This is a genomic window from Luteimonas sp. RIT-PG2_3 (genome assembly GCF_054902115.1).
On the sequence record NZ_JBUBPF010000006.1, the window covers coordinates 124,873 to 146,511 of the forward strand.

The following is a 21,639-nucleotide window of genomic DNA, read 5'->3' on the forward strand; positions in this document are numbered from 1 at the left end:
GCTGATCGTCATGTTCCCGCGCATATTTTCTGTTAACGGGACGGCGGCGTACTGCTAGAATCGAACGCCTTGCTCGCGAATCGCGCATTCCCTGCATGCCCTCACCGCTCTACCTCCTGCTCTCGCTGCCCTTCCTGCTCGCGGCTGCCGTCATGGCGGTCCCCCGAGACACGTCCAGAGGCACGATCGCATGGATGGCGGCAGCGGCACCGCTGCTGGGGCTGGGGATCCTGGCCTGGCTGACGCCGGAGGTCATCAACGGCGGCATCCTGCGCGGCGGTCACGCCTGGATCCCGGAAGCCGGCCTCGACTTCACGCTCAGGCTCGATGGCCTGGCCTGGATGTTCGTGCTGCTGATCCTCGGCATCGGCGCCCTGGTGGTGCTGTACGCGCACTACTACCTGTCGAGCCGGGACAGCGCGCGGCGCTTCTTCTGCTACCTCCTGCTGTTCATGGGCGCGATGCTCGGCATGGTGCTGGCCGGCAACCTGCTGCTGCTGGTGGTGTTCTGGGAGCTGACCAGCATCAGTTCGTTCCTGCTGATCGGCTTCTGGTCGCATCGCCAGGACGCCCGCGAGGGCGCACGGATGGCGCTGACGATCACCGGCATGGGCGGGCTGGCGCTGCTGGGTGGCGTGCTGGTGATCGGACGCATCGTCGGCAGCTACGACCTCGACATCGTGCTTGCGTCCGGCGACCTGATCCGCGACAGCGCGCTGTATCCGTTCGCGCTGGCGCTGGTGCTGCTGGGCATCTTCAGTAAGAGCGCGCAGTTCCCGCTGCACTTCTGGTTGCCGCATGCGATGGCGGCGCCGACGCCGGTGTCGGCCTACCTGCATTCGGCGACGATGGTGAAGGCCGGCGTGTTCCTGCTGGCGCGCCTGCACCCGGCGCTGGCCGGCACCGACCTGTTCTTCTACACGGTCAGCGGTGTCGGCGCGGCGACCCTGCTGTTCGGCGCCTGGAACGCGATCTTCCAGCACGACATCAAGGGCCTGCTGGCGTACTCGACGATCTCGCACCTGGGCCTGATCACCCTGCTGTTCGGCCTGTCGACGCCGATGGCGGTGGTGGCCGGGCTGTTCCACATCATCAACCATGCTGCGTTCAAGGCCTCGCTGTTCATGGCCGCGGGCATCATCGACCACGAGACCGGCACCCGCGACATGCGCCGGCTCGGCAACCTGCGCAAGCTGCTGCCGGTGACCAGTGCGCTGGCAGTGATCGCATCGATGGCGATGGCCGGCATCCCGCTGCTCAATGGCTTCCTGTCCAAGGAGATGTTCTTCGCCGAGGCGCTGGACATCCAGCAGCACGCGCATATGCGGACCGCGATCAGCGTGGTCGCCGCGCTGGCCGGCGTGTTCGGCATCGCCTACAGCCTGCGCTTCGTGCACGACACGTTCTTCGGCGAAGGCCCGCGCGCGCTCGATACCGAGCCGCATGAGCCGCCGCGCTGGATGCGCATCCCGGTCGGCATCCTGGTCGCGCTGTGCCTGGCGGTGGGCGTGTTCCCGGCCTGGACCGTCGGCGCGGCACTCAAGACCGCCGCCATCGGCACGCTGGGCGATGCGACGCCCGATTTCAGCCTGGCGATCTGGCACGGCTTCAACCTGCCGCTGATGATGAGCATCGGCGGCATGATCGGTGGCGTGCTGCTGTACCTGGGCCTGCGCCGGCTGTTCGACCTGCATGCGGTGATGCGACATTCGGCCGGCCGCCGCCTGTTCCACCTGAACATCGAGACGCTGTTCCGCCTGGCCACGCGCTTCAACGAGGCCGTGGCCAACGGCAGCTTGCAGCGCAGCCTGTTCTGGCTGATCGTCGTGTCGATGGTCGCGGCGGCATTGCCGTTCGTGGGGCGACTGTCGCTGGAGATCGCCCACCTGCCGGCGCCGCAATCGATGCCGCTGCTGGGCTGGCTGCTGTGGACGGTGCTGGTCTCGGGTGCGATTGGCACCGTACTGGTGCACGGCAAGCGCCTGACCGCGCTGATCGTCATCGGCTCGGTCGGCCTGATGGTCAGCCTGCTGTTCGTCTACCTGTCGGCGCCCGATCTCGCACTCACCCAGCTGCTGGTCGAGATGGTGACGATCGCGCTGATGATGATGGCGCTCAACTACCTGCCCAAGCAGTCCAAGCACAATGCCCGCACCAAGTACCGCAAATGGCGCGACGTCATCATCGCGCTGTTCGCGGGCGTGGGCGTCGCCGGCCTGGCCTACGCGATGATGATGCGGCCGCTGGACTCGGTGTCCACGGAACTGCTGGCGCGTGCGCTGCCCGAGGCCTATGGCCGCAACGTCGTCAACGTGATCCTGGTCGACTTCCGCGGCTTCGATACCTTCGGCGAGATCACCGTGTTCGGCATCGCCGCGCTGGTCGTCCACGCGATGCTCAAGTGGGTCCGCCTGAAACCCGATGAAGTGATGCCCGGGCCACCGGTGCAGTTGCCGATCCCGGCCGACCTGACGCAACTGTTGTTCCCGCTGGCGCTGACAGTGTCGATCTACCTGTTCCTGCGCGGCCACAACGCGCCGGGCGGTGGCTTCATCGCCGGCCTGGTGATCGCGGTGCCGGTGTTGATGAAATACGTGCTGCAGGGCGCGCGCTCGGTCGAGGCGACGTTCGGTTTCGACTACCTGCGCGGCATCGCGATCGGCTGGCTGTTCGCGATCGTCGGCGGCGTGGGCTCATGGTGGTTCGGCTATCCCTTCCTGACCAGCGGGCATGTCGACCTGGAACTGCCGGTGATCGGCAAGCTCGCGCTGGCCAGTGCGATGGTGTTCGACATCGGCGTGTATGTCGTGGTGTTCGCCGGCACGCTGCTGATGCTGTCGACGATGGGCACGGTGCGGCAGCGCCGCGACGATGCCGCGAGCGACGCCGCCGACGCAGACATGGCCGCTGCACCCGCCAGAGGAGGCGCCTGATGGAACTGGCAATGGCCACCGCGATCGGCGTCCTGGTGTCGGGTGGCGTCTACCTGCTGCTGCGCGCACGCACGTTCGACGTGATCCTCGGGCTGACTCTGCTGTCGTATGCCACCAACCTGCTGATCTTCTCCTCCGGGCGCCTGGTCGTCGGCAAGCCGCCGGTGCTGCGCGAGGGCGTCGCCGCGACCCTGGCCAATCATGTCGATCCGCTGCCGCAGGCACTGGTGCTGACCGCGATCGTCATCGCCTTCGCGATGACCGCGATCATGGTAGTCATCGCGATGCGCGAACACGCCGACCTGCGCAGCGACCACGTCGACGGCCATGAGCCCGAAGCCGAAGAGCGCCGCACCGAAGCGCCTGCCGCGCGCGACGGAGGCATGCGATGAAGCACCTGGCGATGCTGCCGATCCTGATCCCGCTGCTGACCGGCGCGCTCCTGCTGCTGCTCGAGCGGCACCACCGCATGCGCGTGCTGCGGGTCGGCGCCTGGATCGGCATGGCGGCGCTGCTGGCATCGGCGATCGCGCTGCTGCTGCAGGTCCACGAGCAGGGCATGGTCGTGTACCTGCTGGGCGACTGGCCGGCACGCCTGGGCATCGCGCTGATGGTCGACCGCTTGAGCGTGATGATGGTGCTGACCACCACGCTGCTGGCGATTCCGTGCCTGATGCACGCCTGCGCCGGCTGGGACCAGCGTGCGCTGCATTTCCACACCCTGTTCCAGCTGCAGCTGATGGGCCTCAACGGCGCGTTCCTGACCGGCGACGTCTTCAACCTGTTCGTGTTCTTCGAGGTCATGCTGATCTCGTCGTACGGCCTGCTGCTCAGCGGCGCGCGCGGACCGCGCATCCGCGCCGGCATGCACTACGCGGTCTTCAACATCGCCGCATCGACGCTGTTCCTGATCGCCCTCGGCCTGCTGTACGGCATGCTCGGCACCTTGAACATGGCCGAGATGGCACTGCGGATCGCCAATGCCAGCGCGCAGGATGCCGGCATGCTGCGCGCCGGGCTCGGCCTGCTGCTGGTGGTGTTCTGCGCCAAGGCCGCGCTGCTGCCGCTGTACCTGTGGCTGCCCGAGGCCTACGCGCGCGCGCCTGTCGCGGTCGCCGCGCTGTTCACCATCATGACCAAGGTCGGCCTGTACGCGGTGCTGCGCATCAGCAGCCTGATGCTGGGGCCCGATGCCGGCGCCCTGGCCGGCTTTGCCTCGGGCTGGCTGCTGCCGGCCGGCGCGGCGACGCTGGTGCTGGCCGCGCTCGGCGTGGTCGGCGCGCCGCGGCTGCGCATCGGTATCGCCTACCTGGTGCTGCTGTCGGCGGGCACGCTGTTCGTCGCCTTCGCGATCGCCACGTCCGGCACGATTTCCGCGGGCCTGTACTACCTGCCGCACAGCGCATTCGTCACCGCCGCGCTGTTTCTGATCGCCGACCTGGTCCAGCGCCATCGCGTGCACAGCGGCGACTACCTGATGCCGATCTCGGCGATGGCCGACAAGACCCTGCCGGCATTCCTGTACATGGTGGCCGCGGTCTCGGTGATCGGCCTGCCGCCGCTGTCGGGCTTTGTCGGCAAGCTGATGCTGTTGTCGGCCACGCCGCAGGACCGGATCGCCCTGGTCTGGACGGTGATCCTGGCCAGCAGCCTGATGGTGCTGATCGGCATGTCGCGCGCGGGCACGCAGCTGTTCTGGCGGGTCGAACCGGCGCCGAAGGACCTCGACACGCCGACCGTGCGCCGCATCGAGATCGCCGCGATCGTGGTGCTGCTGGGCTATGGCATCGCGATGACGCTGGCCGCCAATCCGATCCTGGCCTACACCCGTGCGACGGCCGAGCAACTGCTCGCGCCTGCCGCCTACATCGAGCAGGTGCTCGGGACGACGCCACAACTGAGGAGGCCTTCGCCATGAAGAACCGCCTGTTGCCATCGATCCCGCAGAGCCTGACGGTCTTCCTGTTCTGGCTGCTGATGGCCGAGGACGCCGGCGCGGCCAACCTGGTCATGGCCACGTTGCTGGCGTTCCTGATGCCGCTGCTGGCGGCGCGCCTGGAACGCGAGTTCGCGCGCCTGGGCCAGCTGTCGATCCTGCTGCCGTTCATTGGCCTGGTGCTGTACGACATCGTCGTCGCCAACGTCACCGTAGCCCTGCAGGTGCTGGGACCGGAACGCAAGCTGCAATCGGGCTTTATCTGGATGCCGCTGGCGATGACCAACATCCACGGCATCTCGGCCCTGGCCAGCGTGATCACGCTGACGCCGGGCACGGTGTCGGCCGAACTGTCGGAAGACCGCAGCCACCTGCTGATCCACTACCTCAGCTCCGATGATCCCGAGGCGCTGGTGGCACTGATCAAATCCCGCTACGAAGCGCCGCTGCACAAGGTGTTCCCATGATCGGCGTCGCGATCGTCGTTTCGCTGCACATCGTCGGGCTGGCGATGCTGCTGTCGCTGTGGCGCCTGCTGCGCGGCCCCAGCGCGCCCGACCGCATCCTCGCGCTGGACACGCTGTACGTCAGCACCGTTGCCCAGTTGATCCTGTTCGGCATGCATCTCAACACCGCGATCTACTTCGAAGTCGCGCTGATCATCGCCATGCTCGGTTTCGTCGGGACCGTGGTGATGAGCAAGTACGTCATCCGCCGGGATATCGTCGAATGAACCTGGCCTGGGAAATCCTGCTCGCGTTGCTGCTGCTGGTCGGCTGCTTCTTCACGCTGCTCGGCGCGATCGGGCTGGTCAAACTGTCGGATTTCTTCCGTCGCATCCATGGACCAGCCAAGGCGAGCACGCTGGGCGTGGGCTGCATCCTGGCAGCCTCGGTGGCGTATCACGCCGCCTACGGCAGCGGCCTGCATCCGCGCGAACTGCTGATCACGGTGTTCCTGTTCCTGACCGCACCGGTCAGTGCGCACCTGATGTCGCGCGCGGCGCTGTCGCTGATGGACAAACGCCCCTTGCATCCGGGTGAGATCCCCGACAGCGATGTACCGGCCGATTACGATGCGCGCAATCGCGGCGCAGGCAACAGTGACACGGAGGCTGGCGACACGGGTGCCGGCGACGCAGGCCCTGACGGCGCAGGCCCGTCGCCCACCGCATCCTCGTCCGACGACGCCGGCAAGGCGGCGGCGAATCCGCGCCCGCCGTCAGATCAGTAGCAGCTCCAGCGCGACCCATCCGGCGAACGCCGCGACCAGTACGCCGCCCTCGATGCGGCTGATGCGCAGGTCACCGCGCAACAACGGATACAGCACCAACACGAAGGCGATCGCCGCAGGCAGCTCCAGGCGGACGAACGATTCCGGCAGCGACAGCGGACGGAACGCGGCCATGCCGCCAACGACGACCAGCAGGTTGAACAGGCTCGAGCCGATCACATGCCCGGCGACGATGTCGCCACGCCCGCGCCGGGCGGCGGCGATCGCGGCCGCGACCTCCGGCAACGCGGTGCCGATCGCGACCGGCAACAGGCCGACCAGCAGCGGCGTCCAGCCCCAGGCCACACCGAGCGCGCCGGCCGACTGCACTACGTACTTGGCGCCGAAGAACAGCAACGCAGCAGCGATGACGAAACGCGCGACGCCCAGCCACAGCCCTGTCGGCGTGGTCGCGTAGTCCGCGATGGCCTGCTGGACCTCGGACGCCTCGCGGCGGCCGCGTGCCAGCACGAATACCAGCATCGCGACATAGCCCAGCAACAGCACGCCCCCTTCGACCCGGCTGATGCTGCCATCCAGCCCGAACACGATCAGGGCCAGGGTCGCCACGGCCAGCAACACCAGCAGGGGCGACAGCAGGCGCATGCGCAACAACAGCGGCGCGGCCAGCGCGGCCACGCCCAGGGTCAGTCCAAGATTGGCGATGTTGCTGCCGACCGCATTGCCCAGTGCCAGGTGGATGTCGCCGGTGAACACCGCGCGCGCATTGACCGCCAGTTCCGGCAGCGAGGTCGCGAACGAGATCAGCAGCAGGCCCGCGACGAACGGGGAAGCGCCGAAGCGCTGCGCCAGCCCGGAGGCGCTCTTGACGATGGAGTCGCCGCCCAATGCCAGCAGCAGCAATCCGGCGAACAGCAGTCCCAGTGCTTCCAGCATCCCCACTCCCCCACGATGGCCGTCCCGGGATTCTATGCCCGATTTGCGTTCCGGCGACGCGACCGGGCCTCCGCCACAGCGAAGGCCCGCATCAGTCCATCAGCCAGTCAGCCGGTCAGGAGCACCCTTCGACATAGTCGACCTGGGGCGGCACGCCGACGCGCCAGCGCGTCACCGCGCCATCGGCGCCGGTCTCGAAAACCAGCACGCCATTGCCGCCGGCATCGGCCTTGACGCGCAGGTTCTTCGCGCCTTCGACGTACTTGTGGGGATGGGTCTCGACGCGGCCGGGATACAGCTTGGCGATGTCGTCGGCCTTCATGCCAATGCGGCCGCCGCCGGGAGCCACGATATCGCTCGCGCGCACGTCCAGACGCGAGAAGCGATCGCCCTCGATCATGAAGGCGATCCGGTAGCCGGCCCCGGTCGGCGGCTGCGGGATCAGGTAGTAGCAACCGCCCGGCTCGGACGGCGCGGCACTGCCCAGATCAGCGCCCCAGGACATCCGGACCTCTTCCTCGGTCGCACCGAATGCCGCCGGACCGAAGCCCGAGAACGAGATCGCGCCTTCCGCCGGCATCGCAGTGGCGGCAGGCGGCGCAGGGGCGGCATCGGCGACATCGGGTGATGTCGCGGTATCGGCAGCAGGTGCTGCAGGCGCCGGGGCATCCGCGGCGGGCGTCGGCGTCGACGCGGTATCGGGCGTACGCGATGCGTCGCAGGCGGCCAGTGCGACCACCAGCGTGGCAGCGGTGAGCAGGTGAAGCTTCATCGGCGATCTCCGGAGCGGGCTCGAGTGATCGCCGATTGTGCGCCCGAAACCGTCAACGCAGCGAAAAGTCGCCGGCCGTTCCGCTCCGCCCTGCCCCCTCTCTCGCCCTGCCGCGTCCGCTCGCCGCGGTCAGACCGGGGCGACGAAGTGGCTGCGCAGTCCGGCCCAGCAGGCCTGGTAGTCGCGCTGCCGGTGCGCCGCCGCGATCGCCTGCGCGGTCGTGCGGATCACCGCCCGGGTCTCGAACATGAAGGCCATCGTGCCGGCGATGACGTCCGGATGCGACAGGTCGGCACTGGAGGCCTTGGCGAACGTCGCCGCATCCGGTCCATGCCCGGTCATGCAGTTGTGGATCGAACATCCGCCCGGTGCGAAACCGTCGGCCTTGGCGTCGTAGACGCCATGGACCAGGCCCATGAACTCGCTGGCGATGTTGCGGTGGAACCACGGCGGCCGGAACGTGTCCTGCGCCACCAGCCAGCGCGGCGGGAAGATCGCGAAGTCCACGTTGCCCACGCCGGGGGTATCGGTCGGCGACGTCAGCACCAGGAAGATCGACGGATCGGGATGGTCGAAGCTGATCGAACCGATCGCGTTGAAACGGCGCAGATCGTAGCGGTAAGGCGCGTGGTTGCCATGCCAACCGACCACGTCCAGCGGCGAATGCCCGATGTCGGCACGCCACAGGTGGCCCTGGAACTTGGCGACCAGCTCGAACGCGCCCTGCACGTCCTCATAGGCCGCGACCGGGGTTTCGAAATCGCGCGGATTGGCCAGGCCGTTGGCGCCGATCGGCCCCAGGTCCGGCAGGCGCAGGAACGCGCCGAAGTTCTCGCAGACATACCCGCGCGACGGACCGTCAGGCAGCTCCACGCTGAAACGGATGCCTCGCGGGATCACCGCGACCTGCTGCGGTTCGACGTCCAGCACGCCGAGTTCGGTGGCGATCCGCAGGCGCCCCTGTTGCGGCACGATCAGGAGTTCGCCGTCGGCATCGTAGAAGAAGCGCCCCTGCATCGAACGGTTGGCCGCGTACAGGTGGATGCCCACGCCCTGCTGCGCGGCCGGCGAGCCGTTGCCGCCCATCGTGTACAGGCCATCGACGAAATCGACCGCCTGCTCGGGCAGCGGCAGCGGATCCCAGCGCAACTGGTCCGGCGACACCGGCGCATCGCCGAAATCGCTGTGCAGGCGCGACTGCGGCAGCAGCGAGAACTCGCTATGCATCGCCGCCGGACGGATCCGATACAGCCAGCTGCGCCGGTTCTCCGCACGTGGCGCGGTGAACGCGCTTCCCGACAACTGCTCGGCGTACAGGCCATACGCCACCTGCTGCGGCGAGTTGCGGCCGATCGGCAACGTGCCGGGGATCGCTTCGCTGGCGAAGGTATTGCCGAAACCCGACATGTAGCCGGCAGCCTGCGTGGCCTGGGGGTCGCGCTGCGGCAGGGCGATGATGGTGTCGTCGATGGAGGCGTTCATGCGTGTGGTCCTGGGACCCTGCCCGGGCCAGCAGAAGACCGTCCGGGACAGAGTGGAAACGAGGGTGGGCGCTGGTCGCCCATCTGCCGCCATCGCTCCGTTGGCGCGTCCTGTCGCAGGCGACAGGACACGACCGCAGGCGGGATGGCCGCTTAGAGCACGCCGCGCTGCATCTGATCGCGTTCGATGCTCTCGAACAAGGCCTGGAAGTTACCCTCGCCGAAGCCTTCGTTGCCCTTGCGCTGGATGATCTCGAAGAAGATCGGCCCGAGCGCGTTCTTGGTGAAGATCTGCAGCAGCTTGCGCTGCTTGGTCTCGGGATCGGCGTCGATCAGGATCTTGTTCCTGGCCAGGCGCTCGACGTCCTCGCCATGGTTCGGGATGCGCTGGTCGATGACCTCGAAGTAGGTGTCGGGCGTATCCAGGAAGTCGACGCCGGCTTCGCGCATCTTCTCGACAGTGGCATAGATGTCGTCGGTGAAGCAGGCGATGTGCTGGATGCCTTCGCCGTCATACGCGTCCAGGTACTCGTTGATCTGCGATTTCGGATCGGTGGACTCGTTGAGCGGAATGCGCACCATGCCGTCCGGCGCGGTCATCGCCTTCGAGGTCAGGCCGGTCTTGGCACCCTTGATGTCGAAGTAGCGGATCTCGCGGAAGTTGAACAGGCGCTCGTAATAGTCCGACCACTTGGCCATGTTGCCGTGGAACAGGTTGTGGGTCAGGTGGTCGATGAAGGTCAACCCGAAGCCCTTGGGCATCTTGTCGACACCCGGCAGCCACTCGTAGTCGGGGTCGTGGATCGTACCCGTCTCGTCATAACGGTCGACCAGATACAGCATGCAGTCGCCGATGCCCTTGATCACCGGGGCCGCGACCGCCTTGGTCAGCTCGCGCTCGCCGATCTGCTCGGCGCCGTTCTTCAGCGCCTGCACGCGCGCCCACTCGGCCAGCTTGTTGATGCGGATCGCGAAGCCGCAGGCACTGGGGCCGTGCTTGGCAGCGAAGTCCGCCGCGAAGGAGTCGGGATCCTCGTTGATCAGGAAGGTGCAGTCACCCTGCCGGTAGGTGCTGATCGGGCGCGTCTTGTGGCGCGCCACCTGGATGAAGCCCAGCTTGCGGAAGTAGTCGTGCAGCTGGGCAGCCTTGTCGGCCGGCGCCGCGAACTCCACGAATTCAAAACCGTCGATGCCCATGGGGTTGTCGAAGGTGGTGACCTGCATGCCGGTGTCGGCGGAGGCGGTTGGGGATGTGGCGGTCATGGGATACTCCTCGGGTTCGGCAACGCGACAGCGTGACTGGATCCTTTATAGTTTCAATTGCAACCATAAGCAAGGCGCAAGGCAACATGGCCGGACCCGACTCCCAGACCCCCGATCCGGCCGAGCAGCAGGCCGATCATGCCACGCTCGATCTCGAGCACTTCCTTCCCTACCGGCTCAGCGTGCTGACCAACCGGATCAGCCAGTCGCTGGCCGACCTGTATGCCGAGCGTTTCGGCATCAGCGTCACCGAGTGGCGGGTCATCGCCGTGCTGGGCCGCTATCCACAACTGTCGGCCAATGGCGTCGCCGAGCGCACCGCCATGGACAAGGTCGCGGTCAGCCGCGCGGTCGCCCGGCTGCTGGAGCGCGGCTTCCTGCAGCGCGACATGCACGAGCAGGACCGCCGGCGGTCGGTGCTGGAACTCAGCCCTGCCGGCTACGGCGTCTACGACCAGGTCGTGCCGCTGGCGCTGGACTACGAGCGCCGGCTGCTGGCACCGCTGGAGCCGGGCGAACGCGAGATCCTCGACCGGCTGATGCAGAAGCTCGGCAGCCGCTTCGGGCTGTAATCCCGGCCTGCCAGGCGTCCTGCCGGGCAAGGCCCTGCTGCTGGCGCATTACCCCACCGGCGGCATCTCCGGCGGAGTGGGGTCGCCGCAACGACGGTACTCGAACGTGACCCGTGCACGCGTGCCCGACGTCCGCCCTGGCCCTTCGATCGCAGCCTGCAGCGCGTCGCCGTCGCGGCGGTATTCGATCCGGTCAGGGAAGTCGTGGACCGGACTCTCGAAACGCACCCAGTCGACGCCTCCTGCCGTGCGTGCGAACGCCGTCTCGGCGCGCCCCTGCGGCTGCGCCAGGAAGGTCGGCACGCCGTCGCGCGTCTCGATGCGCATGAACTCGAAGCCCACGACCCGGCCGTTGCGGACCGTGCGCGACAGCCCCTGCGCCGCACCCGCGACCGGCGGCAGCCAGTACTCGTCGACCTGGTCGGCCCCTTGTTGCGCACACCAGCGGCCCTCGATCCACGCGAATGCCGCGCCAGCCTCCGGTGCGCCCGCCTGCCCCGATGCGTGTACCTGCGCCGTCGGCAAGGCCGCAAGCGAGCACACCATCAGTCCTCGCCAGTTCATCCGCATCCCACCGCGCTCCTGTTCGCCGCCGCGCGACCGGCCAGCGGCGGCGGACATCGCCATCATGCGCCACGCGCCGGCCGCCGGGTGATCGCCGTCGCGCGCCCCGGAACGACAATGGCGACCCGAAGGCCGCCATTGCGCTACACCATTGCACGGGACCCGCGACGACCGCGCACAGGCGCGGGCGCCACGACGGCGGTCACTTCACGCCGTGCATCAGCTTCTGGATCAACGGCGCGATCAGGAACAGCAGCACGCCCGCGCCAAGCAAGGCCCAGAAACCAAACGTGTAACCGGTTTGCGCCGACGCCACGGTCATGCCGCCCTCGCCGCTGACGCTGCTGGCGAAGATGCCTGACAGGTTGTTGCCGATTGCGATCGACAGGAACCAACCGCCCATCGCCAGACCACCGAGCCGTGCCGGTGCCAGCTTGGTCGTCATCGACAGGCCGATCGGCGACAGGCACAGCTCACCGATGGACTGGATCACGTAGACCATGAACAAGGTCCAGAACGGGATTTTCAGCGTTTCCGGATCAACCAGACTGGACAGCGCAAACATCAGCAGCAGGAAGGCCAGGCCATTGAAGATCAGACCGATACCGAACTTGCGCGGGATCGATGGATTGCTGCGACCCATCTTGACCCACAGCCAGGCGAGCACTGGGGCCAAGGTGATGATCGCAATAGAATTGACCGACTGGAACCAGCCGACCGGGAAGATCCAGCCACCGAAGTCGCGGTTGACAATGTTCTGGGCGAGGAAGTTGAACGAACTGCCGGCCTGCTCGAAGAACATCCAGAACAGCACGTTGAAGCCGAAGATGATCAGCATGGCGATGACCATGTCGCGCTGTCTGGAACCCTCGCGCATGCCCTCGACCAGCAACATGACTGCGGGAACGATGAACAGCGCGATCAAGACCCAGTTGAGGATGCTAGCCTCGATGGTCAGCAGAAAGTAATACACCGGGATCGCGATCAACCCGCCGATGGCGACCGCCAGCACTCGACCCAAGCCAGCGGCATGCGGCTCCGGGGCGCCGATCCCCTTGAGCTGACTGCGCCCGAACCAGAACCAGATCAGGCTCAGCACCATGCCCACGCCAGATGCGAGGAATACTACTTTGTAGGCCGGGAATTCCGCTGATCCGAGGAAATTCTCGGCAAGCCAGCCGGTCAGCAACGGGGCAATGAATCCGCCGATGTTGATGCCCATGTAGAAGATCGTGAAGCCAGAATCACGCCGCCCGTCGCTGGTCGCATAAAGCTTGCCGACCATGGTCGAGATGATCGGCTTGAACATGCCGTTGCCGACGATCACCGTGGCCAGGCCGAGCTTGAGCCACTGCTCACTCGGCAACATGATCAGAAACAGGCCAGCGGCCATGAACACCGCGCCAAGGAGGATCGAACGCTGATAGCCGATCAGTTTGTCGGCGACGTAGCCGCCGAAGATCGCCGCTGCGTAGACCAGCGCCAGGTAGGCGCCATAAAGCTCACTGGCCTGCGCCTCGCCGGTGGCGGCACCGTTATGGAACTGGGCCACGATATACAGCACAAGAGCCCAACGCATGCCGTAGAACGCAAAGCGTTCCCAGAACTCCGACATGAACAGCATCCACAGCGGCTTTGGATGGCCGAGGACCTGTTTGAATTCGGGCACCTCGCCCGGGCCAGGCGCGGCGTTCGCGATTCCACTCATGCGGTCATCCCCTTGGGTTGTTCTTGGTGGCTGTGGATGCCCGCTGGGTGCGCGGGACGCGGCAGGATGTCCGACCCCGGCCGGAACGTCAAACCCTGCCGCACGCCTGCGCATTCATGCTGCGCCGCAACAACATTGCTATGCCCATCCACCATCGGATGCCGCGACCACGCGGTCGGCCCGGCAGCCAGCCGGCCCCCAATCGCTCCGCGAGCCGGTCAGCCCGCCGGATAGTCGTAGCTCGAACCGATGCCCAACGGAATCCCGAAGCCCCAGAACGCCAGCAGGAACAGCGTCCACAGCAGCGACAGCGCGATCGAGTACGGCAGCATGATCGACACCAGCGTCCCGATGCCGGCCGAGGTCACGTAGCGCTGGCAGAACACGACGATCAGCGGGAAATACGGCATCAGCGGCGTGATGATCGTGGTCATCGAATCGCCGACCCGGTACGCCGCCTGGGTCATGTCCGGCGACACGCCGAGCTGCATCATCAACGGCACCATGATCGGCGCCAGCAGCGCCCACTTCGCCGACGCCGAACCGATGAACAGGTTGACGATGCCGGTCATGATGATCAGGCCGATGATCGTCATCCACATCGGCAGGCCCAGCGCCTTCAGAAAATCCGCACCCTCGACCGCGATCAGCGTGCCCAGTCCGGAGCCGTTGAAGCCGGCCAGGAACTGCGCGATGAAGAACGCGATGACGATGTAGTAGCCCATGCCGCTCATCGACTTGGTCATCGCCGCGATGATGTCGCGATGGCTCTTGACGGTGCCGGCGATGTAACCGTACACCGCGCCGGGCACCAGGAAGAACACGAAGATCAGCGCGACGATCGACTGCATCACCGGTGCCGCAGCGACCAGCAGCGGATGGCTGCCTTCCGGCACCGCCTCGGCCGGCGCGCGCCAGGGCGAGGTGTCCGGCATCAGCGTCAACGCGAACAAGGCCGCGGTGACCAGCATCGCCAGCACCGCCCAGGTCAGGCCGCGACGCTCGCGCGCACTCAGCGCGTCCATCTTCGGCAGGTCCTTCAGGTCGGCATCGACCCGGGTGCGCTGCAGCCGCGGCTCGATGATCCGGTCGGTGACGAACCAGCCGATCGCGACGATCAGGAAGGTCGAGGCCGTAGTGAAGATCCAGTTGTTGAGCGGATTGATCACCAGGGCCGGATCAAGAATGCGTCCGGCTTCCTGGGTGAAGCCGGCAAGCAGCGGGTCCAGCGATGAGGGAATGAACAGCGTCGCGGAGAACCCGCCCGAGACGCCGCAGAACGCGGCCGCGATACCGGCCAGCGGGTGCCGGCCGACGGCATAGAAGATCACGCCGCCGAGCGGAATCACCAGCACATAGCCGGCGTCGACCGCCACGTGGCTGAGCACGGCGACCGCCACCAGCATCGGCGTCAGGATCTGCCTGGGCGTCACCGACAGCACGCGGCGCAGGCCGGCATTGATGAAGCCGGTGTGCTCGGCCACGCCCAGGCCCAGCATCGCGACCAGCACGACGCCGAGCGGCGCGAACCCGAGGAAGACCTTGACCATGTTGGCCATGAAGCTGGTCAGCGAATCGCCCGCCAGCAGGTTGACGATGCGGATCGGCTCGCCATTGCGCGGATCGACCGCTTCGAACTGCATGCCCGACAACCACCACGACAGTCCCCAGACCATCAGCATCAGCAGCAGGAACAACATCGCCGGATCCGGCAGCTTGTTGCCGACCCGTTCCACGGTATCGAGGAAGCGGCCCATGAGGCCGTTCGGTGCCTGCGGGGAGGCGGATGGCGTGCGGCTGGGCTGGGTCATGCAGTCGGGGTCCGGGATTGATCGATCGACGCATCCTAGCAGGCCCGCCGGCCGTGGCCGACCGCAGCCCGTCTCTCGCCCGTGACGCGATCCCGTCGCGCGATCAGGCGGAAGGCAACGCGGGGATCAGTACGCCGCGTTGCCGCTGTCGACGCCGATCTGGGTGCGCACGTCGAACAGTTCCGGGAAAAACGTCAGGTCCAGCGCCTGCTTCAGGAAGCCCACGCCCGACGAACCGCCGGTCCCGCGCTTGAAACCGATGATGCGCATCACCGTGCGCATGTGGCGGAACCGCCACAGCTGGAACTGCGTCTCCAGGTCGACCAGGTCCTCGCACAACGAATACTCGCGCCAGTAGCTGGCGGTGTCCTCGTAGATCGCGGCGAACACCGGCAGCAACACATCGTCACGGACATGCGGCAGGCGCCAGTCGCGCTGCAGGTGCTGGGCCGGAATCGGATGCCCCCAGCGCGACAGGTAGCGCAGAAATTCGTCGTACAGGCTGGGCGCATCCAGCACCTCGCGCAGCCGGGCCTGCCCTGCGGGATCGTGCTCGAACACCTTCAGCATCGATGCGTTCTTGTTGCCCAGCAGGAACTCGATGGTGCGGTACTGCAGAGACTGGAAGCCCGACGACGGGCCCAGCACATCGCGGAACTCCATGTATTCCGCAGGCGTCAGCGTTTCCAGCACGGCCCACTGCTCGGTCAACTGGCGCAGCACCTGCTTGCAACGCGCCAGCACCTTGCGGCATTGCCAGACCTCGTCGCGCTGCAGGTGCGTGATCGCCGCCGCCAGCTCGTGCATCGTCAGCTTCAACCAGAGTTCCGACACCTGGTGCTGCACGATGAACAGCATCTCGTCGTGATGCGGAGGATTCGACAGCGGCTGCTGCGCTGCGAGCAACTGGTCCAGCCGCAGGTAGCCAGCGTAGGTGGTGCGGCCGGAAAGCTCGGTGTGGATCCCGGCTTCGAGCGGGCGCTGGTTGTTGTCGATCGTCATCGGCAAAGGGTACCGCATCCCCCCTGTCGCGCGTCAGGGGCGCCGTGTTGCGCAGTGTGGATCCCCGGGCCCCCGCGGCCATCCCGCGCCCCTCTCAACGGCATCCATCGCGCATGTCGACCACGGTCCCGGGCCGTCCCGAGGGCGGCAACAGCCGCCACACGATGGCCGATGGCATGCGCCGCAGCCAGGCGCCATACCATTGCGGATGCAGCGCGGGGGCATTTGCGCGCGACACCCATCGTCTGCGAGCATCGCGACATGCCCGCCATCCAGCGCCTGACACCGATGCTGCGGACCTGGGACCTGCCCGGGACGCTCGCCTTCTATCTCCAGTCACTCGACTTCGTGGTGACGTCGCAGGCACCTGGCTGGGCCGCGCTGTCACGCGACGGCATCGCATTGATGGTGTCCAGCCCGAACGCCCAGACGGGCGACGTCACGCCGGCATTCACCGGTTCGCTGTACTTCCAGGTCGATGATGTCGATGCCCTGTGGGCGTCACTGCCCGCGACGCGCAAGGTCTGCTATCCACCGGAAACCTTCGGTTATGGCATGCGCGAGTTCGGCATCTACGACAACAACGGCTATCTGCTGCAGTTCGGCACGCCGGTCTGCGAGCCCGGCTTGATCGCATGACCGACTGGCGGCCCGACTGCTGAGTCGTCATGCGGACGGCCGCTGCCGTCCGTCCACATTCCACGCTGGAGGCATCCGCCATGGCCCATCGCAGCCGCCTGTCCACCTTCGTCCTCGATTGCCAGGTCGAGGACCTCGCCGCCTCGGTCGAGTTCTGGAGCCAGGCGCTCGGCAAACCTGTCGACAGCCTCGACGAGGACGGCGATGGCAAGTACGCACGGCTCGACACCGAGCGCGACGAGCCGGTGTTGCTGCTGCAGAAGGTCGAGCATGCATCGCGCATCCATCTCGACATCGAGACCGACGATGTCGAAGCCGAAGCCGACCGGCTGGTCGCGCTCGGCGCCCGCAAGATCGAGAAGGTCCACACCTGGTGGGTCATGGAAGCGCCCAGCGGGCACCGCTTCTGCGTGGTCCGGCCACAGCGCACGCCGCTCGGGCCGCATCTCAACCGCTGGAAATAGCCCGCCTGGACGCAGGCTGGTCTGTGGCCTTGCCTGGGAGCGCTCGCCTGCTCGCTCGCCCACCGATGACGCACACTCGATCCGGCGCGGTCCGTACCACGGCCTACAGTACCCGGCGCCCTATTGCCGCTTGATGCGATCCAGCCAGATCGCCAGTCCCTGCGCATTGAGTTCGATGTCCCCACCGAGGATGTCCTCCACCCGCTGCGGTGCATCCTGCATGCCCTGGGCCTGTGCCCGCTGCACGTAGAGCTGGGTCAGCGCGCGCACCAGCCGGGCATGGCGATCGGGGTGTCCGTCCGCTGCACGCGCGGCCTCGACCATCGCATCGACCTGATCCTGCAGGTCCTGGGCCAGTCGGCCGCAGTCGGTGACGCGGCCGTAGTGCGCGATGTGGATCGCCTCGGGCTGCCGTGCCACCAACGTCGCGATCGAAGCCTTGAGCTCGTCGGGATCGAACTGCACCGGCGAGGTCGTCGGCAAGATGAACGCAGCGCCGATGTCGTCGAACTCACGATAGGAGATGCCGAAGGTGTCGCCGGCAAACCAGCTGCGACTGCGCGCATCCCAGACGCTGTAGTGGTGACGCGCATGCCCGGGCGTGTCGATGCACAACAGTGGGCGCCCGGCGAGATCGACGACATGGCCGTCGTCGGCCACGACGACGCGCGCTTCTGGCACCGGCAACATGCCGCCGTGGTCGCGCTCGAACATCGCCTCGCCATAGACGGCGCGGGCGCCAGCAATCAGCTTGGTCGGGTCGATCATGTGCTGGGCACCGCGCGGATGCACGACCAGGCGCGCATGGGGCAGCGCCTGGATCAGGGGACCGGCCGCTCCAGCGTGGTCCAGGTGCACATGCGTCACCATCAGCCAGTCGACCGCTTCGCGCGGGATGCCGGCGGCGTCGATCGCTTCGAGCACACGCGTCGCGCAGGTGCTCGTGCCGCAATCGATCAGCGCCGCACGTCCCTGTTCGACCACCAGATAGGCCGCACACAGTCCCGGACGGATGTAGCCGGTATCAATGGTGATGATGTCGGGTCGGTCCTGCATGTCGCGATTCCCTGATGGCCTGCCGTCAGTCTAGATCCCACGCGTGGGCATGGATATTCCGCTTTGGTCGCCCCGAACGGCGGCGCGGCGTGGACGGCATGCAACGACTTGCGATGACACGTCCGTCGGTGCGCGCCTGCCTGGGGCCCTTCAGACTGGCCGCCTCAACCGAGCGACCTCAGCGTTGCCGCCGCAGCCAGCGCCAGCGCAGCACGAACGCGACCGCGATCACGCCGAGGAACACCGCATATCCCAGCGCCGTGGCGAGGATCTGCTGCCACATCTTGCCGAAGCTGGGGTCGGCGTTGGCGAACGACCAGTGCACGCTGGCCAGGAACGCCCCCAATGCCAGCAGCAGGGCCACGATATCGAAGACCACGCGCGCCGCATGCCGCGGCTTGCGCGGGAAACACCAGAACAGCACGCCCAGGATCAGGAACCACGGCAGGAACAGCAGCAGGGTCAGGTTGAGCTCGACCGCCGGGCTCATGCCTTGCTGCCTGCCTTTTCCGCGTCGACCACCGCGATGGCGTCCAGCGCGGCCTGCACCAGGGCGGCATCGACACCGTCGGCCAGCACGATCCGCGCGTCGTCCAGCGCGAGCTCGCCGCGCTTGAGGCCCGCGATGACCAGGCCCGCATCGCGGGGCGCATCGAACGCCAGGCTCTGTACCAGCACGCGCTCGCCATCGGCCAGCTTGAAATAGAACTTGCCGTCGTGCTCGCGGTACTGCTTGAACACTGCCAACGGCGGCCGCTGGGTTTCGATGCCCGCATCGATCTCGGCCCCGACCGCCACCGCGCCCAGGCGCGACAGGTCGCGCAGGCCGACGGCATGCCGCAGCTCGGTCAGCAGCGGCGTCGCGTAGCGCTCGCGCAGGCGGCGCGCGCCATCGCGCAGCACGTCCTCGATATCGCCAGGCCGCGCGATCAATGCCTCATAACGCTCGCGCAACGGCGCGATCTCGCGATCGAGCAGATCGAACAGCTGCTGCTTGGCATCGCCCCAGCCGATGCCGTCGGCATAGGCCTGCGCGAAGGCGTGCGATTCGTCCGGCGTGGCGAAGGCCTGATGGATCTGGAACAGTGCCGAGCCTTCGGTGTCCTTGGCTTCGCCGGGCGCTCGCGAATCGGTCAGCATCGAGAACACCAGCTTCTTCAGCTGATCGCGCGGCGCGAACAACGGAATCGTGTTGTGGTAGCTCTTGCTCATCTTGCGGCCGTCCAGGCCCGGCAGCGTCGCCACGTTCTCGTCGACCACGGCCTCGGGCAGCACGAAATAGTCGCGCCCATAGACATGATTGAAGCGCTGGCCGAAGTCGCGCGCCATCTCGATGTGCTGCACCTGGTCGCGGCCCACCGGCACCTTGTCGGCGTTGAAGATCAGGATGTCCGCGGCCATCAGCACCGGGTACATGAACAAGCCGGCGGTCACCGCGGCATCGTCGTCCTCGCCATCGGCGCGGTTCTTGTCGACGGCGGCCTTGTAAGCATGCGCGCGGTTGAGGATGCCCTTACCGGCCACGCAGGTCAGGAACCACGTCAGCTCGGTGATTTCCGGCACGTCGCTCTGGCGATAGAACCATACCTGCTGCGGATCCAGGCCGGCGGCCAGCCACGTCGCGGCGATCTCCAGCGTCGAACGCTGCGTGCGCTCGGGCTGCTGCGCCTTGATCAGACTGTGCAGATCGGCCAGGAAGTAGAAGCTCTCGGCATTGTCGGCCCGGCTGGCGGCAATCGCCGGGCGCACCGCGCCGACGTAGTTGCCAAGGTGCGGGGTACCGGAGGTGGTGATGCCGGTCAGGATGCGGACGGGACGCTGTGGCATTGCGGTCAACAACAGGAAGCCGAACGCCAGTTTAACCGTTCGTGCCCGCCCATCGCTGCCGGCAACCCCATCGGCCATCGCGGCGCGTTTCCGGTCTCGCGAGCAGGACGCCGATCACAGGCCCTCCCCCTGCCCGACGTCCGCCCAACCTCTCACGCCAAACCTGTCACGTCCGCCCATCACGTCAGCCCCGGAGATCCGCCATGTCACGCTCGCCCAGGTCCTGCTGGCCCAAGTCCCTCTCCCGTAAGCCCCCCGTGTCCGGCCCTCGCGGGTGCAGACCTGTCGCCACCCCACCCGTACGCCGCGCGACCATGGTGCTGCTCACGCTGCTGATGAGCGTGATCGCCGCGCTCATTCCGTTGCATGCGCATGCACAATCACGCGTCTCCGGCGACGGGGCACCCGTCCGCATCGATCTGGTCGATCGCGACCTCGGCCAGTGGCTACCGCAGTACACGCATCACGGCGAACAGTGGGTCGCCGGCCAGCCCGGGCATCGCTACGGCGTGCGCCTGGTCAACACCACCGCAGAGCGCCTACTGGTCGTGCTGTCGATCGACGGCATCAACGCGATTACAGGCGACACCGCTCATCCCGCGCAAAGCGGCTACGTGCTGGCGCCCTGGCAAAGCACCGAGATCAGCGGCTGGCGGAAGTCGATGCAGGACGTGGCCCAGTTTGTCTTCACCGACCTTCCCGACAGCTATGCGGCGCGCACCGGGCGACCGGCCAACGTCGGCACGATCGGCATCGCGGTCTTCCGCGAGCGCCGGCCGATGGTCGTCGCACCGTCGCCACCGATCGCCCGCGGCCAGCAACGCTACGAAAAATCGCGTGCATCCCACCCATCCGATGCGGCCGCCGCGGCCAGTCCCATGCAGGAACAGGAGCAGGTCGCAGCTCAGCGGATCGGCACCGGACATGGCCAACGCGAATGGGCGCCGGTGGGCCAGACCACCTTCGATCGTGCCGGTACGCGCCCGGTGCAGTTGCTGCAGCTGCGCTACGACGCCCCGGAGGCGCTTGCCGCGCGCGGCATCCTGCCCCGGGCGTATGCGCCCCATCCGCCGCGTCGGCACGGACCGCAGGCATTTCCAGACCGTTTCGTCGCTGATCCCCCGCGCGGCCGGGACGATTATTTCGATCGCTGAGAGGCCGTGATCGCAGCCGATGGCATGCGCTATAGACTTGCCGGCGCCACAATCCTGATGCTCACGGCAGCGGTGGGCCGGGCGGAGGCTGCGCCCAGCACGCCATGGATCGCGTGCGCCCGAGTCAGGGCTGGATGCCCTGACCGAGGGAGAGCAACCGTAGTCCGGCACTCCGCTACGCATCCGGAGCCAGTGAGCCGAGATCTGCAATGCTCAGGATCAAAAAAACGGGCCGGATGACCGGCCCGTTCCTCTCGCCCCGATTCCTCGTCCAGACCGGGGCGACTC

At 67.0% G+C, this 21,639-nt stretch carries 21 protein-coding genes; 10 read left to right on the top strand and 11 right to left on the bottom strand.

The features are described 5' to 3' along the window. The first annotated feature begins 95 nt into the window (after window positions 1-95). The 6 genes from ACYX7E_RS11715 to ACYX7E_RS11740 are packed head-to-tail and all read left to right on the top strand — an operon-like array spanning window position 96 to window position 6,102. A complete protein-coding gene (locus tag ACYX7E_RS11715; RefSeq protein ID WP_462080757.1) occupies window positions 96-2,933 on the top strand; it encodes a monovalent cation/H+ antiporter subunit A in 2,838 nt (945 codons plus the stop codon). Next, window positions 2,933-3,325 carry a Na+/H+ antiporter subunit C gene (locus ACYX7E_RS11720; protein ID WP_462080758.1) on the top strand — a complete coding sequence of 131 codons (393 nt, stop codon included), beginning with the start codon at window positions 2,933-2,935 and terminating at the stop codon, window positions 3,323-3,325. The genes ACYX7E_RS11715 and ACYX7E_RS11720 overlap by 1 nt, the downstream gene beginning before the upstream one ends. Beyond that, window positions 3,322-4,851: a monovalent cation/H+ antiporter subunit D gene (locus ACYX7E_RS11725; protein WP_462080759.1), complete on the top strand. Its 1,530-nt coding sequence runs from the start codon at window positions 3,322-3,324 to the stop codon at window positions 4,849-4,851. The genes ACYX7E_RS11720 and ACYX7E_RS11725 overlap by 4 nt, the downstream gene beginning before the upstream one ends. Beyond that, on the top strand, window positions 4,848-5,336 hold the full coding sequence (locus tag ACYX7E_RS11730) for a Na+/H+ antiporter subunit E (protein WP_462080760.1): 489 nt from the start codon (window positions 4,848-4,850) through the stop codon (window positions 5,334-5,336). The genes ACYX7E_RS11725 and ACYX7E_RS11730 overlap by 4 nt, the downstream gene beginning before the upstream one ends. Further along, the gene (locus ACYX7E_RS11735; RefSeq protein WP_462080761.1) at window positions 5,333-5,602 is read left to right on the top strand and encodes a K+/H+ antiporter subunit F; all 270 of its coding nucleotides are present in this window, start codon (window positions 5,333-5,335) and stop codon (window positions 5,600-5,602) included. Before ACYX7E_RS11730 ends, ACYX7E_RS11735 begins: the two co-directional genes overlap by 4 nt. Beyond that, on the top strand, window positions 5,599-6,102 hold the full coding sequence (locus ACYX7E_RS11740; protein WP_462080762.1) for a Na+/H+ antiporter subunit G: 504 nt from the start codon (window positions 5,599-5,601) through the stop codon (window positions 6,100-6,102). Before ACYX7E_RS11735 ends, ACYX7E_RS11740 begins: the two co-directional genes overlap by 4 nt. Here ACYX7E_RS11740 and ACYX7E_RS11745 read toward each other — a convergent pair. The 4 genes from ACYX7E_RS11745 to hppD all read right to left on the bottom strand — a co-directional run bounded on the left by ACYX7E_RS11745 (window position 6,091) and on the right by hppD (window position 10,554). Further along, on the bottom strand, window positions 6,091-7,038 hold the full coding sequence (locus ACYX7E_RS11745) for a sodium:calcium antiporter (RefSeq protein WP_462080763.1): 948 nt from the start codon (window positions 7,036-7,038) through the stop codon (window positions 6,091-6,093). The two genes, ACYX7E_RS11740 and ACYX7E_RS11745, sit on opposite strands and share 12 nt — an antisense overlap. Before the next feature lie 115 nt (window positions 7,039-7,153). Next, entirely contained in the window at window positions 7,154-7,810 is a 657-nt protein-coding gene (locus ACYX7E_RS11750; protein ID WP_462080764.1) for a hypothetical protein, read from the bottom strand. A 129-nt stretch (window positions 7,811-7,939) separates the two neighbouring features. After that, window positions 7,940-9,217 (bottom strand): homogentisate 1,2-dioxygenase, encoded by a 1,278-nt coding sequence (gene hmgA / locus ACYX7E_RS11755; protein ID WP_462080853.1) that lies wholly within the window; start codon window positions 9,215-9,217, stop codon window positions 7,940-7,942. A 227-nt stretch (window positions 9,218-9,444) separates the two neighbouring features. Continuing rightward, entirely contained in the window at window positions 9,445-10,554 is a 1,110-nt protein-coding gene (gene hppD / locus ACYX7E_RS11760) for a 4-hydroxyphenylpyruvate dioxygenase (RefSeq protein WP_462080765.1), read from the bottom strand. Window positions 10,555-10,640: 86 nt separating this feature from the next. Here hppD and ACYX7E_RS11765 point away from each other — a divergent pair, with 86 nt between their 5' ends. After that, window positions 10,641-11,126 carry a MarR family winged helix-turn-helix transcriptional regulator gene (locus ACYX7E_RS11765; RefSeq protein ID WP_462080766.1) on the top strand — a complete coding sequence of 162 codons (486 nt, stop codon included), beginning with the start codon at window positions 10,641-10,643 and terminating at the stop codon, window positions 11,124-11,126. Window positions 11,127-11,174: 48 nt separating this feature from the next. On the opposite strand, the gene ACYX7E_RS11770 is transcribed toward ACYX7E_RS11765, so the two are convergent. From ACYX7E_RS11770 to ACYX7E_RS11785, 4 genes are all read right to left on the bottom strand, one after another. Then, on the bottom strand, window positions 11,175-11,672 hold the full coding sequence (locus tag ACYX7E_RS11770) for a DUF6265 family protein (protein WP_462080767.1): 498 nt from the start codon (window positions 11,670-11,672) through the stop codon (window positions 11,175-11,177). 220 nt (window positions 11,673-11,892) lie between these two features. Beyond that, a complete protein-coding gene (locus ACYX7E_RS11775) occupies window positions 11,893-13,398 on the bottom strand; it encodes a peptide MFS transporter (protein WP_462080768.1) in 1,506 nt (501 codons plus the stop codon). Window positions 13,399-13,616: 218 nt separating this feature from the next. Further along, complete coding sequence (locus tag ACYX7E_RS11780) at window positions 13,617-15,209, bottom strand: AbgT family transporter (protein ID WP_462080769.1); 1,593 nt, start codon at window positions 15,207-15,209, stop codon at window positions 13,617-13,619. A gap of 126 nt (window positions 15,210-15,335) precedes the next feature. Further along, window positions 15,336-16,211, bottom strand: a complete 876-nt coding sequence (locus ACYX7E_RS11785) for a tryptophan 2,3-dioxygenase (RefSeq protein ID WP_462080770.1) — start codon at window positions 16,209-16,211, stop codon at window positions 15,336-15,338. Window positions 16,212-16,472: 261 nt separating this feature from the next. On the opposite strand from ACYX7E_RS11785, the gene ACYX7E_RS11790 reads away from it, so the two are divergent. Beyond that, window positions 16,473-16,850: a VOC family protein gene (locus ACYX7E_RS11790; RefSeq protein WP_462080771.1), complete on the top strand. Its 378-nt coding sequence runs from the start codon at window positions 16,473-16,475 to the stop codon at window positions 16,848-16,850. Window positions 16,851-16,930: 80 nt separating this feature from the next. Beyond that, entirely contained in the window at window positions 16,931-17,314 is a 384-nt protein-coding gene (locus ACYX7E_RS11795; RefSeq protein WP_462080772.1) for a VOC family protein, read from the top strand. 120 nt (window positions 17,315-17,434) lie between these two features. Here the strand turns inward: ACYX7E_RS11795 and ACYX7E_RS11800 are convergent, their stop codons facing one another. The 3 genes from ACYX7E_RS11800 to ACYX7E_RS11810 all read right to left on the bottom strand — a co-directional run bounded on the left by ACYX7E_RS11800 (window position 17,435) and on the right by ACYX7E_RS11810 (window position 20,197). Beyond that, entirely contained in the window at window positions 17,435-18,370 is a 936-nt protein-coding gene (locus ACYX7E_RS11800; RefSeq protein ID WP_462080773.1) for an MBL fold metallo-hydrolase, read from the bottom strand. Window positions 18,371-18,548: 178 nt separating this feature from the next. Beyond that, entirely contained in the window at window positions 18,549-18,860 is a 312-nt protein-coding gene (locus tag ACYX7E_RS11805) for a hypothetical protein (protein ID WP_462080774.1), read from the bottom strand. Further along, window positions 18,857-20,197 carry a tryptophan--tRNA ligase gene (locus tag ACYX7E_RS11810; protein ID WP_462080775.1) on the bottom strand — a complete coding sequence of 447 codons (1,341 nt, stop codon included), beginning with the start codon at window positions 20,195-20,197 and terminating at the stop codon, window positions 18,857-18,859. The genes ACYX7E_RS11805 and ACYX7E_RS11810 overlap by 4 nt, the downstream gene beginning before the upstream one ends. A 203-nt stretch (window positions 20,198-20,400) precedes the next feature. Between ACYX7E_RS11810 and ACYX7E_RS11815 the strand changes: the two genes are divergently transcribed. After that, entirely contained in the window at window positions 20,401-21,351 is a 951-nt protein-coding gene (locus ACYX7E_RS11815) for a hypothetical protein (protein WP_462080776.1), read from the top strand. Window positions 21,352-21,639: the final 288 nt, after the last annotated feature.